Source organism: Rhizobium pantanalense (genome assembly GCF_030182525.1).
Classification (GTDB): Bacteria; Pseudomonadota; Alphaproteobacteria; order Rhizobiales; family Rhizobiaceae; genus Rhizobium.
The window spans coordinates 20596-37724 of the sequence record NZ_JAQJCH010000001.1; the positions used below are offsets into that span (position 1 = coordinate 20596).

Consider the following 17129-nt stretch of genomic DNA (forward strand, 5'->3'; position numbering starts at 1 on the left):
TTTCGAACCGGTCAGCCCTTGAGACCGGTCATGGTGATGCCCTCGACGAAACGCTTCTGTGCCAGAAGGAACGCCACGACGAGGGGAAGGGTGATGATGAGGGTTGCCGCCATGAGCGCGCCGTAGTCGTCGCCGGCTTCGGCGGCGCGGAAATACATGAGGCCCAATGGCGGCGTGAAATATTCCTGCTTGGTGATGACGATCAGTGGCCAGTAGAGATCGTTCCAGTGCGCGACGACCGAGAAGATCGCGAAGGCTGTCACCGCCGGCCAGGCATTCGGCACGATGACGCGGGCGACAATGCCGATTTCCGACATGCCGTCGAGGCGGGCGGCATGGATCAGATCATCGGGCATGGAGCGGAAGAACTGCAGGAACATGAAGATCGCGAAGACCGAGATCGAGAAGGGCGCGACCAGGGCGGCGTAGCTGTTCAGGAGCGACAGGCTGTTGAAGCCGACATAGAGCGGCAGTGCCGTCGCATGGATCGGGACCAGCAGGCCGAGCATGACCAGCACCATCATCGTGCGCGCCGCCGGGAACTTCAGCTTCGCCATGGCATAGGCGCAGGGGATTGCGATCAGCACCTGGAAGAAGAAGATCAGGCCGCAGACGAGGACGCCGTTGAACAGCAGCGTGCCCATCGAAACCTTGCTCAGCGCCTTGGCGATGTTCTCGACGTAAAAGAAGTGCGTCGGGATCAGCGTCAGGGCGGAGGTGAAGATATCGTCCTGCGCCTTGCCGGCGGTGGAGATCATGAAGATGTAGGGCGCGAGGAAGATGAGCGAGCCGATGATCAGCAGCAAGAGGCGCAGGATGCGGCCGGGAGTGAAGCCTGTCGAGGTCATGTGTAATGCACCTGCCGGTCTTGGACGCGATATTGCAGGAAGGTCAGCACCACGAGGATGGCGAGAAACACTGTGGTCATCGCCGAGGCATAGCCGACGCGGAGATAGACGAAGCCCTCCTGGTAGATGGTGAAGAGCAGGACTTCCGAGGCATGGTTCGGGCCGCCGTCGGTCAGGGCCTTCACGGTATCGAACACCTTCACGGCATTGATGATGCTGATGGTGGTCACGAAGAGCGTCGTCGGCCCCAGCATCGGCCAGGTGACGAGCCAGAAACGGTCGAATGACGACTTTGCACCATCCACTTCAGCTGCGGCATAGAGTTCTCGCGGAATGGCGGTAAGGCCGGCAAGGAACAGCACCATGTTGAAGCCGACCGACTGCCATACGCCGATGATCGACAGGCTGTAGAGGGCGGTTGCAGACGCGCCGAGCCAATTCGGGCCGCGCACGCCGATCTCGCCAAGCAATGCGTTAATTGGGCCGATCGTCGGGTGGAAGAGATATTGCCAGACGGTCGCCATCGCCACGATCAGCGATGCAACAGGCAGGAAATAGGCCGTACGGAAAAAGCTGCGGCCGATGCCTTCGCTCTCGATCAGCAGCGCGACGCCGAGGCCGAGTACGATCGAGACGGGTGCGACGATCGCCGTATAGACCGTCGTGTTCCAAAGAGATTTCTGAAAGGCGCGGTCGCGCAGCAGATGCGCGTAGTTCTCGAAGGCGACGAAACGCAGGCTCTTGTCGCCGAGCTGGAAATCCGTGAAGCCGAGCACGACGACGGCGACGATCGGCACAATGATGAAAAGCACGATCAGGACGATGGCGGGCAGGGCGAAGAGCAGGGCCGTGCAGGCCTCGCTGCGTTCGCGCGCCGCAGCCGTCCGCATCGGCAGAGAGGTGGCGGCAATGCTAGCCATGCGCTTTCTCCCGGGTGGCGTCGACGGTGGTCGGGCTCGCGCGCAGGCGGCGACCATCCTCGGCAAAGACCATCGCCTGTTCGGCTGCAAGCGTCAGCGCAACCGGCATGCCGGCGGATAGGCCGGCGACTTCTGCCGGTGCGAGCTTGATGACCATGGTTTCGCCGATGGCATCGAGCTTGGCATACAGGATGACTTCCGAGCCGAGGAATTCCATGCGCTCGATATGGGCGGCGAGCGCATCCTGACGGCCCTGGGAGAGCTGCACGAATTCCGGGCGAATGCCGAGGGTCACGTTCCTGCCGGCAAAGGTACTGGCTTCGAGCGCCAGCCGGATGCCGCCGAAGGCGACGGTGCCGTTTTCGGCGAGCGCCGGCAAAAGGTTGATGCGCGGCTGGCCGACGAAGCGGGCGACTTCGACATGGGCCGGATCGTCATAGATCGTCTGCGGCGATGCGAGCTGCAGCAGCTGGCCGCCGATCATGACGGCGACGCGATCGGCCATCGACAGCGCCTCGGCCTGATCGTGAGTGACATAGACCGTCGGCACGCCGGCGCGGCGGTGCAGGTCGACGATCTCACCGCGTGCATGGACGCGCAGATTGGCATCGAGATTGGAGAGCGGCTCGTCCATGAGGAAGACCGCGGGACGGCGCACCATGGCGCGGGCGAGCGCCACGCGCTGACGCTGGCCGCCCGACATCTGGCCGGGCTTGCGGTCGAGCAGGTGATTGATCTTCAGGGAAACGGCCATTTCGCGGACGTCGCGGATGATGCCGGCGCGCGCGGCGCGCTGGCCGGGGATCAGCGAGCCGATGAAAGGCAGACGCTGGACGCGCGACAGACGGCGCATGGCGAGCGGCACGGCGATGTTTTCCGAGGCCGTCAGGTGCGGATAGAGTGCGTAGGACTGGAAGACCATGGCGATGTTGCGATCCGCTGCCGCCACACCGGAAACGTCGCTGCCGCCGAGGACGATTTCGCCGCTGTCGGCATGGTCAAGGCCGGCGAGGATGCGCAGCAGCGTGCTCTTGCCGCAGCCGGACGGGCCGACGAGAGCGATGAATTCGCCTGGCTGGACGTCGAGATCAACGCCCTTGAGGATGGCGTTGCCGCCAAAGGATTTGGCGATGCCGCGAAGCGAAAGTGCGCTCATTCGGTCGGCTCCTTTGCCTTGGGGGCGGCTTGCGGATAGACTTCCATGACGACGTCATCGAGGAAGTAAGCGGTCATGCCGGGAATGGCGACGAGCTCGGTCGAGACCGTCTCGCCAAGCTGGTGGATCGCCGCGCCGATCAGGCGTTCGCCGGGCATTTCGCGTTCCATCTCCCCGAGAATGAAGGCTGCGGGCGGTGCCCAGACGAGGTTGGTACCGTTGAAGCGGCCTTCCCAGGTCCAGTGCAGATGGCCGCTGCCGAAGAGAGCTACGTCATGGGCTGCGATCAGATCATAGAGCCGGCGGCGCTGCGCCGGACGAACGCTCCAGTAGCCGGTATCGCCCTCATCGGGCGCATCGACGAAGAGCGGCTTGTGGGCAAAGAGGGCAATGCGGCGCTTGCCACGGCTTTCGAGCTTTTCCTGCAGCCAGTCGAACTGCTTCTGCTCCTCGGCATCCTCGAAGCCCATCAGCAGGCTGTTGAGGCCGATCAGGCGCCAGTTGTCGATATCCTTCGCCCAATAGTCCGGGCCGACGAGGCGGCGCCAGCGGTCCAGCCGCTCCGGATTGACAGGCTGGTAGGAGCCGAGCAGGTGGCCCACATCGTGGTTGCCGGGTACGATCAGCATCGGCACGGAGACCTGCCGCATCAGATCCATGGAAAAAAGGAGATCTTCGTCCTTGTCGGCGCCATCGACGCTGAGGTCGCCGGTATGAACGACGAGATCGGCGCCGCTTGCCTCGATCCATTTCACCAGCGGCTCCCAATTGCCGTTGAAATGCGGCTTGTTGGGGCTCAAATGCGTGTCGGTGATCTGGATGATCTTCAAGGCGCTTCTCCGAAGTCTTCAGAATGGTGCGCCTGCGGAAGGGATTGCCTTCAAATGGGCGCGTCTATGCGCTCTCTTTAGAAGGCCCGCATGTCAGTCAGGTAACAGGTCTTTTCAGCTGTTTTTCAGTTTTGTCATATCGCCGTCAAATGCGCCGTTGTTCGCTTCGTGCCAAATGGAAGCACTGTACGCGGCGGTATCGGTGCTATAGATCGTTGCGAAAGGGACCAGACATGTCAGACGAACAGAGCCGCATCACCAAACTTGAGGAAACGGTCGCCTATCAGGCCAAGACGATCGAGGAGCTTTCCGATCAGCTCGCCGAACAATGGAAGGTGGTCGAGCAGACCAGGCAGAAGCTGGACAGGCTGACCGAGCGTTTTCTGACGCTGGAGGAGCAATCGCTCGAAGCGCCCGCCATTACCAAGCCGCCCCACTACTGAGGACATTGTTCACGTTTCGGTGTTGCACGCGGGCGTGCGTAACAAAAATGCCTGTCTTCCCGTATTTCCTTGTGACTGGAGTATTTACAGTCGCGGTCGAGAGGAAATCGTTATGAAGATTTTATCGAAGGACACGATCCGCACTTATTCAGCGCGCGCCAGCCGCTTGGTCGGCTATACGGCGATGGCGGTATTACTTGGCGGCGTGGCGCTGCAATTCATCGGCCGCGCCTCGGCCGAGGACGCGCGCGTCATTCCTGCGCCGAGCATGGATGAAAAGGCATCTTCTGCCAATACGGAGACAGCGGTGCTCGCCGGCGGCTGCTTCTGGGGCGTGCAGGGCGTGTTCCAGCACGTCAACGGCGTCATCAGCGCCACATCCGGCTATACCGGCGGCAGCAAGAATGCCGCTCACTATGAAATGGTGAGCACCGGCGACACCGGCCATGCCGAATCCGTGCGCATCGTCTTCGATCCCCATAAGATCAGCTACGGCCATCTGCTGCAGATCTATTTCTCGGTGGCGCATGATCCAACGGAGCTGAACCGTCAGGGGCCGGATACCGGGACGCAATATCGCTCGGCCATCTTCCCGACCAGCCAGTCGCAAGCTGATATTGCCAAGGCCTATATCGAGCAGCTCAACCAAGCCAAGGTCTTCGATACAGCCATCGTCACCAAGATCGAGCCCGCGCGGCAATTCTATGCGGCCGAGGCCTATCATCAGGATTTCCTGACGACGCATCCTACCTATCCCTATATCGTCAGCAACGACCTGCCGAAGATCAAAAATCTGCAGCATCTCTTTCCCGAGGATTATCGCGCCGACCCGGTTCTGGTGACGGCAAGCGCCAGCGCGAAATGATGGTCCACCTGACCGGCGAGCGATGTGCGCCGGTCACGGCCGCCTTGCAAGAAATGCTCGTTACTCCCGGCTTGTCTGGTGTATTGCTCCCCCACCAGATAGTCATTGAGAGCGCATTTCATCATGATCGTCCGCGACCGGCCGAATCTCTTCCAGCTTTTCTTCATTGTCCGCGGGTCGATCATCCGGCGCATCCTGCCCCAGATCATTGCCATCTTTCTGCTGTCGGCGCTGATCGTCTGGGGGCATGAGACGCGGCCGAACCTCATCGTTTCCTTCAATGGCTCGGCGCTATCGCTGCTCGGCATCGCGCTTTCGATCTTCCTCGGCTTCCGCAACAATGCCTGCTACGACCGCTGGTGGGAGGGGAGGCGCAACTGGGGGCAGCTCGTCCATCTCGCGCGCAGCTTCGCCCGGCAGACGCTGGTGCTGGAGAGTGCGGCGGAGGTCGGTATTGAGGCGCGCAAAAACCTGCTGCGCCTAACCATGGCCTTTGCGCAGGCGCTGGTCTGTCTTCTGCGTGAAGGCAGCGATGAGGGCAAGGCGCTCCGTCTTCTGACGCCAAGCGAGGCGGAATTCTACCATGCGGCCCGTAACGGACCCGATCTCATTCTGCGCCTGATGTCCGCCGATCTCGCGCGATTGAAGGCATCCGGCATGATTTCGGATATCCAATATCAAATGCTGGATATCACGATCGGGCAGATGGGGGCGGCACAGGCGGCCTGCGAGCGCCTCCGCAACACGCCGTTGCCCTTCGGCTATACGCTGCTTTTGCATCGCACCGCCTATCTTTTCTGCTTCCTGCTGCCATTCGGCTATGTCGATACGCTCGGCTGGGGTTCGCCTTTCGTGACTGCCCTCATCGCCTACACCTTCTTCGGTCTGGATGCGCTGGGCGACGAGCTGGAAGACCCTTTCGGACAGCGGCCCAATGCGCTCGCCATCGGCGCGCTTGCGGATACGATCGAGATCAATCTGCGCGAAGCGCTGGGGGAAACCGACCTGCCGCCGCTGCCCCAACCCAAGGATTTCCTGCTGATGTAAAAAATCGGCAAAAATATTCGTCGATCGATGGAATAGAATCCGGAGTGCTTCCGTATATAGGGGTATGGAACGCAAAGGACGCACATTCGATGTTTTGGGGCAGCTCGGTTCGCTGAGACGTTACGCCCGCTCGCTCGTGCGTAATGCGGACGAGGCCGAGGATCTGGTGCATGATGCACTGGTCAAGGCTTATGAGCGCAAGGCATCCTTCCGGAGCGACGGCAATCTGCGTACCTGGCTGCTATCGATCCTGCACAATGTGCATATCGATCGCCTGCGCCAGAAGAAGTCGCTGAACCGTCGTCACGAGGAGGCTGCGGCTGATCTCGAAACGGCGCTGCCGGCATCGCAGGACCATACGGTTCGCCTGAGCCAGGTCCGCGAAGCCTTCTTCAGTCTGCCCGAGGAACAGCGTGAGGCGCTGCATCTCGTGGCGATCGAGGATCTCTCCTATCAGGAGGCGGCATCAACGCTCGGCATCCCTGTTGGTACGCTGATGTCCCGCATTGCCCGGGCTCGCGCGACGCTGCGTAGTTTCGAGGAGGCTACTTCCAAGGTTTCACATCTCAGGCTTATCGAGGGAGGCGGCAATGAAAATCGTTGATCCGATCATCGATACCGATCTCGACGCCTATGTCGACGGTGAGCTCACGCTTGCACGCCGTATCGAGGTGGAATCCTATCTTTCGGAGCATCCTGAGATCGCAGCCAAGGTGATGGCTGACATGAGCATCCGCGGTGAGCTGCGCATGGCGCTGGCCGGAGAAGGTCATGTGGTTCGGGCAGAAACGCGGGAGGCCGCACGGCGGCTGGAGCGCGGGCTGGCCTATGGCCGCGTGCTGGGATCCTTCCAGCGGGTTGCCGCCATTGCGGTGCTGGTGACGACCGGCTGGGTCGCTCATACGTCCTTCGGCGCCTTTACGGCGAGCGAGGTTAGTGCGTCGACGCGGCCGCCAGCCTTCGTCGACGATGCGGTGCGCGCCTACAAGACGACGGCCGTACGTGAGGAGCTCAAGCCGCAATCGGCGGTCGCCAATTATAACGCGGATGAAATCCGCGCGTCGACGGCAATCGTCTTGCCGCAGCTGCCGGGCGGTTGGCGCGTCACCGATGCGCAGATCTATCCGTCCGAATTCGGCCCAAGCGTCGAAATGATGGTCGATGCCGGTGAAGACGGACATTTGTCGCTGTTTGCCGTTCGTCCGGGCAATTTCGCCGTTCAGGACGTCAGTCACATCAAGCGTGACGATGTCCAGGCTGCCTATTGGCAGATCGGCGAAGTCGCCTATGCGCTGATCGGCAATGGCAAGGCAGGTCAGCTTGACGGCGATGCCGAAAAGCTTGCCCGCAGCCTCTACTAGTTTGATTAAAGGAGAACGACCATGAATCCGACCAATCCGCGATACGGCTACGGAGCCGCCGCCGGCTCTCAGGCGCTCTTCGATGAGGGCCTGCGCCGGCACATGCTGCGCGTCTACAACTACATGGGCATCGGTCTTGTCGTGACGGGAATCGTCGCACTGATCGTCGGCACGACGCCGGCGCTCTATGTGCCGATCTTCCAGAGCCCGCTGAAGTGGGTCGTCATGCTGGCGCCGCTTGCCTTTGTCTTCTTCTTCTCGTTCCGCATCCAGTCGATGTCGGCCAGCACGGCGCAGATGATGTTCTGGGCCTTCTGCGCGGTCATGGGCCTGTCGCTGGCCTCGGTCTTCCTGGTCTTCACCGGCACGAGCATTGCGCGCACCTTCTTTATTGCCGCGACCATGTTCGGCGCGACCAGCCTTTACGGCTATACGACGAAACGTGACCTTTCCAACATCGGCTCGTTCCTGATGATGGGTCTGTTCGGTGTGATCATCGCCAGCATCGTCAATATCTTCCTGGGTTCGAGCGCGCTGCAGTTCGCGATCTCGGTCATCGGTATCGTGGTCTTCGTCGGCCTGACCGCCTGGGATACGCAGAACATCAAGGAACAGTATGCCGAAAACTACGATCAGGAATCGCAGCAGAAGCTTGCCGTCTTCGGTGCCCTGTCGCTCTACCTGAACTTCGTCAACATCTTCCAGCTGCTGCTGAACTTCACCGGCGAGCGGGAGTAGTTTGAAATTGCCTGCTTGAGCATGGTCTGAGCTAAAGGGCACTCCACGCCTTTGGTGATCATGCTCCGGTAATGCGTCTCCCTGGGGGCTTGTTGAGACGCATGACGCGCCTGCAGTATCTGCGCCGATACTGCAGGCGCAACTTTTTTGGGAGAGTGCACACAGGATGTGCCACGTTATTCGCCGCCTGGCGGCAAAGGGGAAGGCGCCGGATCAAGAGAGCGCCTTTTAAAGAAAAGGCCCGATAGCGCAGATCTGCTGCCATCGGGCCTTTCATCATTGGAGATATGCGGTTTCTCGTCCGTCAGGGGACGAGCATAATCTTACCATTCAGCGACGCTGCCGTCCTCATGGCGCCAGACGGGGTTGCGCCAGCGATGGCCTTCCTTGGCGCGCTCGATGACATAGGCTTCGTCGACTTCGATGCCGAGGCCGGGGCCCTGCGGGATCGAAACGAAGCCGTCGGCATACTGGAACACCTCCTTGTTGGAGATGTAGTCGAGGATGTCGTTGCCCTTGTTGTAGTGGATGCCGAGGCTCTGCTCCTGGATGAAGGCATTGTAGCTGACGGCATCGACCTGCAGGCAGGCGGCAAGCGCGATCGGGCCGAGCGGGCAATGCGGCGCCAGCGCCACGTCATAGGCTTCGGCCATGGCCGCAATCTTGCGGCACTCGGTGATACCGCCGGCGTGCGACAGGTCGGGTTGCAGAATGTCGACATAGCCATCCGATAGAACCGACTTGAAGTCCCAGCGGGAATAGAGGCGTTCGCCGAGCGCGATCGGCGTCGAGCAATGATTGGCGATTTCTTTCAGCGCCTCGCGGTTTTCCGATAGAACCGGCTCTTCGATGAAGAGCAGCTTGTAGGGCTCGAGCTCCTTGGCGAGCACCTTGGCCATCGGCCGATGGACGCGGCCGTGGAAATCGACGCCGATGCCGATATAGGGGCCGATCGCCTCGCGGATGGTGGCGATGGTCTCAACGGCCTTCTCCACCTTGTCATAGGTGTCGACGATCTGCATTTCCTCGCAGCCGTTGAGCTTGATCGCCTTGAAGCCGCGGGCCACCACGTCCTTGGCATTGTTGGCGACGTCCGAGGGACGGTCGCCGCCGATCCAGGAATAGACTTTGATCTTGTCGCGTACCTGGCCGCCGAGCAGCGAATGGATCGGCTGCCCCAGCGCCTTGCCCTTGATGTCCCACAGCGCCTGGTCGATGCCGGCCAGCGCCGACATGTGAACGGCGCCGCCGCGATAGAAGCCGGCGCGGTACATGACGTTCCAGTGATCCTCGATCAGAAACGGATCCTTGCCGATCAGATAATCTTCCAACTCGTGCACGGCGGCCTGTACGGTCAGCGCCCGGCCCTCGACCACGGGCTCGCCCCAGCCGACGATCCCTTCATCGGTCTCGATCTTCAGGAACAGCCAGCGCGGGGGAACGATATAGGTCGTCAGCTTGGTGATTTTCATGGGAATGATTCCGTTTGGCTTTGGGTTGTGTCAGCGGCGCGTGGCCGCAGATCTCCGGGTTTCGGGATTGGTTTTCCGGCCTTCGTCCAGCCGTCGTTCGACAGCGAGATCGCGGGCGGCAAGATCGAGCATGCGATGGGCGCAGACGCGGGCTGCATCGCGGTCGCGCAGGCGCAGCGCTTCCACGAGTTCGCCATGAACGGCAATCGCCTCGTCACGGCTCTCTGCGGCGACGTTGGAGGCGTGAAGCGCATATTTGAGGCCGGCATGCATGGCACTGGAGAGACGCAGGAACACCTGGTTGTGGCTGGCGCTGAGCAGCAGCTTGTGAAAGGTCACGTCGGCTTCGGTAAAGCCTTCCGGATCATCGCCGCTATCGCGCATCTGTTGCCATGCGCTCTCCAGGTCGGCAATTTCGCGGGCCGTGGCGCGCTCGGCCGCATATTCCGCTGCGGCGGGTTCAATGGTGCGGCGCGCTTCGAGGATGGAGCCGAGAATATCGAAATCGGCGATATAGGGACCCATCCATGCCAGCACATCCTGGTCGAGAATGTTCCAGTCGTCCTTGTCGCAGACCATGGTGCCGATGCGCGGCTTGCCGCGCACGAGGCCCTTGGACTCCAGCACCTTGAGGGATTCGCGAATGACCGTGCGGCTGACGCCGTACATTTCGCAGAGATCGTTTTCGCGCGGCAGGGTCGAGCCGGAGGGATAGCGTTCGGCGCAGATGTCTTCGGCGATCGCCGCCGTCACGTTTCTGCGCACGCGCGGACGGCGACCGGGCTGAGCCGATGAGTCGTGCCCCTGTCTTCCGAGCGATTCCACCCTATCTCCTCCACACCGTTTCGCATGCTTTTCCGAATACCTTCTCTTTCGACGAGAGGGGCTTCCATGCGGGCGATGCCTTGTCGCGCTTCGCGACCATGTGAACGTATATGATATGGCAATCATCATACATTGGCAATACGCTTGTATGATGATTTAAAAAGGCTTCGGTGAGGCTATCCGGGAACAATCCCTCGTCCGATGCTTTTCGAAATCGGCCTCGCTGCTGTTACGGCGGCGTCGTCTTCGACGGATAGAAGGACTATGGTGACGATGCAGGCGGCCAAGCCGCTTGCCGTCGATCATCAACGGGAGGCGGTTCAGCTCCCGAAATTCATTCAACGACAAGGAGGACGACATGCAGATCAATCGCACAGGTTCGGCTCAATGGTCCGGTGGCTTGAAGGACGGCAAGGGTCAGATTTCGACGCAGAGCGGCGCGCTCAATCACTATCCTTACGGTTTTGCCAGCCGCTTCGAAGGCGTTGCCGGCACCAATCCGGAAGAGCTGATCGGCGCGGCGCATGCCGGCTGCTTCACGATGGCCCTGTCGCTGATCCTCAATGAAGCCGGTTTCACCGCTGAAAGCATGGAGACGACGGCCAAGGTGACGCTTGAAAGCGTCGAAGGCGGCTTCGCCATCACCGCGATCCATCTGACGCTGACGGGCAAGGTTCCAGGCGCGGACGAGGCGACCTTCACCGAGCTTGCCAACAAGGCGAAAGCCGGCTGCCCGGTTTCCAAGGCGCTTGCCTCCGTTCCGATCTCTCTGGAAGTTCACGCCGCCTAGGCCGCAATTTAAGGTTTATGCGTCGCGCTGGCTGGCGCGGCGCGTTTCGTATATATTCCGCGTTCGGGGCATTGGGCTGTCATTTCCATCGAAATGCAATGCTCACTTGGAGGGGCGAATGTCTGGAATTCTCTTGATTCACGTCGTCATCAGCTTGGTCGCTATCATCAGCGGTATCGTGGTAGCCTACGGCTTTCTCACCGCCGACCGTCATAATCGCTCGACGCTCGTCTATATGCTGACGACGGCTCTCACCAGCTTGACGGGTTTTCTGTTCACCTTTCATGGCGTGACGCCAGCAATCATCGTCGGCATCATCTGTCTGCTGATCTTCATTCCGACCGCGCTGGCGCGTTACACATTCCACCTTGCCGGCATATGGCGCGCCGTTTTCGTGATCGGCGCGCTCGTGCTGCTGTTCTTCAATTGTCTGGTGCTCATCATTCAATCGTTCCAGAAGATACCGGCGCTCAATGCGCTGGCACCCACCGGAAACGAACCGCCGATTCTCGCGGCGCAGGTGGCGCTTTTGGTGGTCATTGTCTTCGTCGGCTTTTTCAGCCTTCGACGTTTTCATCCGACACTCTTGAGCGCCTGACAACGCAGCGGCGGCGCCGCGATAAAATTTCGGACACTTTCGGCCTCGTTCCGCGAGGCCGTTGTCGATCGTTTAACTCTTGCTTCAAGTAGTTCGGCGCATTCTCGGTTTATTGAATAGCATCTAAAAGCCGCCCAAGTTGTGGTCGGTTTCTTTGACATCGGCGCTCTGATGGTTTACGAGTGACGAAAATTGAAAATAGTCACTCGTAAACCATCAGGCCTGCTCATGCTCGATCTTTCCGACGTTAGCGCCGATCCTGCCCGCCAGGAAAACATCACGCGCATCCTCGACGCCGCCGAAAAGCTGTTTCGCCACTATGGCTACAGCAAGACGAACGTCGCCGATATCGCCCGGGATCTCGGCATGTCGACGGCAAATATCTACCGGTTCTTCGGCTCCAAGACGGAAATCCACCAGGCTCTTTGTGGGCGCATGCTCGGTCAGAGCTATCAGATGGCCCTCGCCAACCGTAATCTGCCGCTTAGCGCAACCGAGCGGCTGCGGGCCTATGCGCTTTCCCAGTACAAAATGATATTGGAGACCATGCTTGACGAGCAGAAGGTTCACGAGATGGTCGTTGTCGCCATCGAGCGCGATTGGCACGTCATCGAAAAGCATATCGAGCGCATGCAGGCACTGGTCGCCGAAATCATCGCCGAGGGGATTGCTGCCGGCGAATTCGCCGAACAGGACCCGCATCTTGCAGCCAAATGCTTCGCTGCTGCGACTGTCGACCTCTGTCATCCGCAGATGGTGGCACAGTGCCTTGCCAAGTCCTACCAGGCAGATCCCGAAGACATCATCGCGTTCGTCATCAGGGCTTTGAAGAAATAGCAATGCGCGCACCGGATGGCCGGCGTGTTTCCACTTTTTGTTCGATTTTAGGAGAGCGACATGGTTTCGCTGACGACCAACACTCTACGGGCCGCTGCCGGTGCGGTTCTACTTGCAGCCTTGGGGCTTGGGCTTACGGGCTGCAATGAGAAGAAAGAGGAGACGGCGGAGGTGATCCGGCCGGTCAAGGTCGTTGAAATCGCCCAGGCTGATACAACACGCAAGCTCGACTATTCCGGCGCCGTTCGTGCGCGGACGGAAATGAATCTTGGCTTTCGCGTCAACGGCAAGATCGTCGAGCGCAAGGTGGATATCGGCCAGAGGGTAAAGCCCGGCGATGTGATCGCCCGTATGGACGCGACCGATTATGTTCTTGCCGTGCGCCGTTCGCAGGCCGATCTGGATGCGGCCGAAAAGCAGGTGCAGACGACCGAGCTTGCCCGCACGCGTGCTCAGACGCTCTTCGACAAAAACGTCACTTCCAAGTCGCAGCTCGAGCAGGCGGAGCTTTCCTATGAGCAGGCCGTCTCGACCCGGGATTCTGCTGTCTCGGCTCTGACCGAAGCCAAGAACCAGGTCGCCTATGCCGACCTGACCTCCGACATGAACGGTATCGTGACCGCAATCAATGCCGATGTCGGCCAGGTGGTCAGTTCCGGCACACCTGTCATCACCGTTGCCGTCGATGGCGAGAAGGAAGTGCAGGTCGCTGTCCCGGAAATGGACATCGCCCAGTTCAAAGTCGGCAAGGATGTCAAGGCGCGCTTCTGGTCCGACGCGGCCCTCGTGCTCAATGGAAAGGTGCGGGAAGTCTCCGGAAGCGCCGATCAGTCGCGCACCTTCGCGGTGCGTGTAAGCGTGCCGAACGATCCGCGCGTTCTCCTTGGCATGACTGCAACGATCGAGGCGCTTGCCGACAATACGCAGCCTTTTGTTTCCATTCCGCTGAGCGCGCTCGCGCAGAGGGATGGGCAGCAGATCGTCTGGCTGGTCGATCGCAGTGCCGGCACCGTGCATTCCCGCGCCATCAAGGTCGCGGACTTTTCCGATGACGGCGTGCGTGTGGCCGATGGCCTCAAGACCGGCGATGTCGTCGTTGCAGCCGGCACTCAGTTCATGAGCGAAAACATGAAGGTCAAGCTTTCTGGTGCCACAACCCAGCAAGCCTCCGCTGAAACCAAAGCCGCCTCGGCGGATATCGTACGCTGATCCGGATCGAAGGGACGACACCATGTCCATCAACAGCACCTCCGGCGAGAGGAAGCGCTTCAACCTGTCGCGCTGGGCGATCGCTCATCCCAGTATCGCTCGTTTTCTGTTCGGGCTAATCATCATCGCCGGCGCGCTCGGCCTGACCCATATGGGTCAGAAGGAAGATCCGGATTTCACCTTCCGCGTCATGGTCGTGCAGACCGTCTGGCCCGGCGCCTCGCTGCAGGACATGGAAGACCAGGTGGTCAACAAGATCGAGCGCAAGCTGCAGGAAACGCCGCATCTCGATTGGGTCAAATCCTATACCCGCGCCGGCTTTGCAATCACCACCATCCAGATCAAGGGCGATACCAATACCGCCGAGGTGAAGGACGCCTTCTACCAGATCCGCAAGAAAGTGGGCGATATCGGCAACGAACTGCCGTCCGGCCTGCTCGGCCCCTATTTCAACGATGAATTCGGCGATACCTTCATCACGCTGCATTCGATCAGCGGCGACGGCTATACCTATCCGGAGCTGAAGAAATTCGCCATCCAGGCCCGCGACATGCTGCTTTCGACGCCCGGTGTCGAGAAGGCGACCATCATCGGCGATCAGGCGGAGCAGATCTATATCGATGTCTCCTCCAAGGTTCTGGCCGAGCGTGGGCTGACGCTCACCGACTTGAAGAACGCCATTATCGGCCAGAACAACGTCGATCCGGCCGGTAATGTCGATACCAGCACCCGCTCTGTGCGCATCTCGGTCGAGGGTGACGTCAACAAGATCGAGGATATCAAGAACCTGCGGCTCACCGCCGGTGGCCAGGTGACGCGCCTTGGCGATATCGCCACTGTCACCGCCGGGCTGCAGGACCCCTACACCGCCAAGTTCCTCTTCAACGGCCATCCGAGCGTGCAGCTCGGCGTCGTCATGGCTCCGGGCTTCAAGGTGACCGATGTCGGCAAATCGGTTGAGGAAACCTACAAGCGATTCGAGGCCTCGCTGCCGATCGGCCTTCAGGTCGATCAGATCGCCAACCAGCCTGATGTCGTCACCGACGCAATCAGCGAATTCATGCATGCGCTGGGCGAAGCTCTCGTCATCGTGCTGATCGTCTCGTTCCTGTCGATCGGCTGGCGTTCCGGCCTCGTGATCGCCATCGCCATTCCGCTGGTGCTGGCCGCGACCTTCGCCATCATGTACGAGTTCGGCATCGACCTGCAGCGCATTTCGCTCGGCGCCCTCATCATCGCGCTCGGCCTGCTGGTCGACGACGCCATGATCGTGGTCGAGCTCATGGAGCGTAAGCTGGAGGAGGGGCTGGTGAAGCTCGATGCCGCCAGCTTCGCCTATTCCTCGACTGCCTTCCCGATGCTGACGGGCACGCTGATCACCACCGCCGGCTTCATCCCGGTGGGCTTTGCGGCATCGACAGCAGGCGAATATGTCCGCACGCTGTTTTACGTCGTCGGCATCGCGCTTGTGGTCTCCTGGTTCGTGGCAGTCTATTTCACGCCATGGCTCGGCTACATGATCCTCAAACAGCGCCATCATGCCGGTGAGCATCATGATGTGTTCGACACGCGATTCTATCGCCGTCTGCACTCTTCCGTCGCCTGGGCCGTACGCCACCGCGTCATCGTTCTGCTGCTGACTCTTGCCGCCTTCGTCGGCAGCCTCTGGTCCTTCCAGTTCATTCCGCAGAACTTCTTCCCGCAGTCGTCGCGCCCGGAAATCCTTGTGGACTTGTGGCTGCCTGAAGGCACCAGCATCAAGGAAGTCGAGCGGCAGGCACAGGCCCTCGAGGCACGCATGGCGGATGACCCCGACAAGCGTTTCATCGCCACCTATGTCGGCCAGGGCGCGCCACGCTTCTTCCTGCCGCTCGATCAGCAGCTGACGAACCCGAACTATGCTCAGATGCTGGTCATGGCCAAGGACGAGCCGGCCCGCGAGCGGCTGATCACCAAGATGCGCGGCATCCTGGCGGCAGATTTCCCGTCCGTCCGAGGCAAGGTCGACCGCCTGTTCCTCGGTCCGCCCACCGGCTGGCCCGTGCAGCTGCGCGTCATGGGGCCCGACCGGCAGGAGGTTCGCCGCATTGCCGACGAGGTGAAGCAGCGCTTTACCCAGAACTCGCTGCTCGGCGCCATCCATGACGACTGGCTCGAGCCGGTGCCGGCCATGAAGCTGGTGATCGATCAGGACCGTGCCCGGGCTCTCGGCGTCACCTCGCAGCGCATCCGCCAGATGCTGCAGGCATCGATGTCCGGCGTCACCCTCGACAATTATCGCGAAGGCGAGGAAACCGTCGGGATCGTTGCTCGCGAGCCGGAGGAAAGCCGTCATCTGCTGACCTCGGTAAACTCGGTCTATATTCCGACAGACTCCGGTGGGTTTGTGCCGCTATCGCAGGTTGCCAAGATCGTGCCTGTCATGGAACAGAGCATCGAATGGCGCCGTGACCGTCTGCCGACCATCAGCGTGCGGGCAACCTTGCCCGACAATGTGCAGTCGAACGATGTGACGGCCAAGCTCTACAACGACATGGCTGATCTGAGGAACAGCCTGCCGGCTGGCTACAAGATCGAGATCCAGGGCGGCGCCGAGGACAGTGCCGAAAGCCAGGCCTCGATCGCCGCCAAGGCGCCGATCATGCTCGTCATCATCGTCGTGCTCCTGATGGCGCAGCTGCAGCACTTCGGCAAGGCGATGCTGGTGCTGGCGACCGGCCCGCTCGGCATCATCGGCGCGGCAGCGGCTCTGCTCATCAGCGGTGCGCCCTTCGGCTTCGTCGCGATCCTCGGCGTCATCGCTCTGCTCGGCATCATCATCCGCAACTCGATCATCCTCGTCGACCAGATCGACCAGGATATCGCGGCGGGCATGGACCGGAAGGAAGCGATCATCGGTTCTGCCGTGCGTCGTTTCCGGCCGATCATGCTAACCGCGCTGACGGCCGTGCTGGCGCTGATCCCGATCTCGCGCGGTGTCTTCTGGGGGCCGCTCGCCTACGCCATGATGGGCGGCATCCTGGTCGCGACCGTGCTGACGATCTTCGTTCTGCCTGCCGGCTATGCCCTGTTCTTCGGCCGCGAGCCCAAGAACAAATCGGCGGAGCCGGTCGCCAAGGATCAGGCCGACGACGACCAGAACACGATCCAGCTGCCGTCGGCCGTGGCGGCGGAGTAGGACGGCTGAAAG

General features: G+C 60.8%; 17 protein-coding genes. 11 read left to right on the plus strand and 6 right to left on the minus strand.

The window, feature by feature from the left end; translation table 11 throughout:
* Positions 1 to 11: 11 nt before the first annotated feature.
* The 4 genes from PH558_RS00105 to PH558_RS00120 are packed head-to-tail and all read right to left on the minus strand — an operon-like array spanning position 12 to position 3754.
* Complete coding sequence (locus PH558_RS00105) at positions 12 to 848, minus strand: carbohydrate ABC transporter permease (protein WP_095435942.1); 837 nt, start codon at positions 846 to 848, stop codon at positions 12 to 14.
* On the minus strand, positions 845 to 1768 hold the full coding sequence (locus tag PH558_RS00110) for a carbohydrate ABC transporter permease (RefSeq protein ID WP_095435941.1): 924 nt from the start codon (positions 1766 to 1768) through the stop codon (positions 845 to 847). The genes PH558_RS00105 and PH558_RS00110 overlap by 4 nt, the downstream gene beginning before the upstream one ends.
* The gene (locus tag PH558_RS00115; RefSeq protein WP_285201481.1) at positions 1761 to 2924 is read right to left on the minus strand and encodes an ABC transporter ATP-binding protein; all 1164 of its coding nucleotides are present in this window, start codon (positions 2922 to 2924) and stop codon (positions 1761 to 1763) included. The genes PH558_RS00110 and PH558_RS00115 overlap by 8 nt, the downstream gene beginning before the upstream one ends.
* Positions 2921 to 3754: a metallophosphoesterase family protein gene (locus tag PH558_RS00120; protein ID WP_285201482.1), complete on the minus strand. Its 834-nt coding sequence runs from the start codon at positions 3752 to 3754 to the stop codon at positions 2921 to 2923. Before PH558_RS00120 ends, PH558_RS00115 begins: the two co-directional genes overlap by 4 nt.
* 233 nt (positions 3755 to 3987) lie before the next feature.
* Here PH558_RS00120 and PH558_RS00125 point away from each other — a divergent pair, with 233 nt between their 5' ends.
* From PH558_RS00125 to PH558_RS00150, 6 genes are all read left to right on the plus strand, one after another.
* Complete coding sequence (locus PH558_RS00125) at positions 3988 to 4197, plus strand: SlyX family protein (protein WP_285201483.1); 210 nt, start codon at positions 3988 to 3990, stop codon at positions 4195 to 4197.
* A 112-nt stretch (positions 4198 to 4309) separates the two neighbouring features.
* Positions 4310 to 5062 carry a peptide-methionine (S)-S-oxide reductase MsrA gene (msrA, locus tag PH558_RS00130; RefSeq protein ID WP_285201484.1) on the plus strand — a complete coding sequence of 251 codons (753 nt, stop codon included), beginning with the start codon at positions 4310 to 4312 and terminating at the stop codon, positions 5060 to 5062.
* Between the two features lie 123 nt (positions 5063 to 5185).
* Positions 5186 to 6109, plus strand: a complete 924-nt coding sequence (locus PH558_RS00135; RefSeq protein ID WP_285202709.1) for a bestrophin family protein — start codon at positions 5186 to 5188, stop codon at positions 6107 to 6109.
* Positions 6110 to 6173: 64 nt separating this feature from the next.
* Entirely contained in the window at positions 6174 to 6713 is a 540-nt protein-coding gene (locus tag PH558_RS00140) for a sigma-70 family RNA polymerase sigma factor (protein ID WP_285201485.1), read from the plus strand.
* Positions 6700 to 7470: an anti-sigma factor family protein gene (locus PH558_RS00145; protein ID WP_285201486.1), complete on the plus strand. Its 771-nt coding sequence runs from the start codon at positions 6700 to 6702 to the stop codon at positions 7468 to 7470. Before PH558_RS00140 ends, PH558_RS00145 begins: the two co-directional genes overlap by 14 nt.
* 21 nt (positions 7471 to 7491) lie before the next feature.
* Positions 7492 to 8208 carry a Bax inhibitor-1/YccA family protein gene (locus PH558_RS00150; RefSeq protein WP_069615925.1) on the plus strand — a complete coding sequence of 239 codons (717 nt, stop codon included), beginning with the start codon at positions 7492 to 7494 and terminating at the stop codon, positions 8206 to 8208.
* 323 nt (positions 8209 to 8531) lie between these two features.
* Here PH558_RS00150 and dgoD read toward each other — a convergent pair whose 3' ends face one another.
* Both dgoD and PH558_RS00160 read right to left on the minus strand, forming a co-directional pair.
* Positions 8532 to 9680, minus strand: coding sequence for a galactonate dehydratase (gene dgoD / locus PH558_RS00155; protein WP_092712672.1), 1149 nt, complete (start codon positions 9678 to 9680; stop codon positions 8532 to 8534).
* A 30-nt stretch (positions 9681 to 9710) separates the two neighbouring features.
* A complete protein-coding gene (locus tag PH558_RS00160; protein ID WP_285201487.1) occupies positions 9711 to 10505 on the minus strand; it encodes a FadR/GntR family transcriptional regulator in 795 nt (264 codons plus the stop codon).
* A 358-nt stretch (positions 10506 to 10863) separates the two neighbouring features.
* On the opposite strand from PH558_RS00160, the gene PH558_RS00165 reads away from it, so the two are divergent.
* The 5 genes from PH558_RS00165 to PH558_RS00185 all read left to right on the plus strand — a co-directional run bounded on the left by PH558_RS00165 (position 10864) and on the right by PH558_RS00185 (position 17117).
* Positions 10864 to 11295: an OsmC family protein gene (locus tag PH558_RS00165; protein WP_004117925.1), complete on the plus strand. Its 432-nt coding sequence runs from the start codon at positions 10864 to 10866 to the stop codon at positions 11293 to 11295.
* Between the two features lie 118 nt (positions 11296 to 11413).
* On the plus strand, positions 11414 to 11893 hold the full coding sequence (locus PH558_RS00170) for a hypothetical protein (protein WP_095435933.1): 480 nt from the start codon (positions 11414 to 11416) through the stop codon (positions 11891 to 11893).
* 228 nt (positions 11894 to 12121) lie between these two features.
* Positions 12122 to 12730 (plus strand): TetR/AcrR family transcriptional regulator, encoded by a 609-nt coding sequence (locus tag PH558_RS00175; RefSeq protein ID WP_095435932.1) that lies wholly within the window; start codon positions 12122 to 12124, stop codon positions 12728 to 12730.
* A 60-nt stretch (positions 12731 to 12790) separates the two neighbouring features.
* A complete protein-coding gene (locus PH558_RS00180; protein ID WP_095435931.1) occupies positions 12791 to 13939 on the plus strand; it encodes an efflux RND transporter periplasmic adaptor subunit in 1149 nt (382 codons plus the stop codon).
* 22 nt (positions 13940 to 13961) lie between these two features.
* Positions 13962 to 17117, plus strand: a complete 3156-nt coding sequence (locus tag PH558_RS00185) for an efflux RND transporter permease subunit (RefSeq protein ID WP_285201495.1) — start codon at positions 13962 to 13964, stop codon at positions 17115 to 17117.
* Positions 17118 to 17129: the final 12 nt, after the last annotated feature.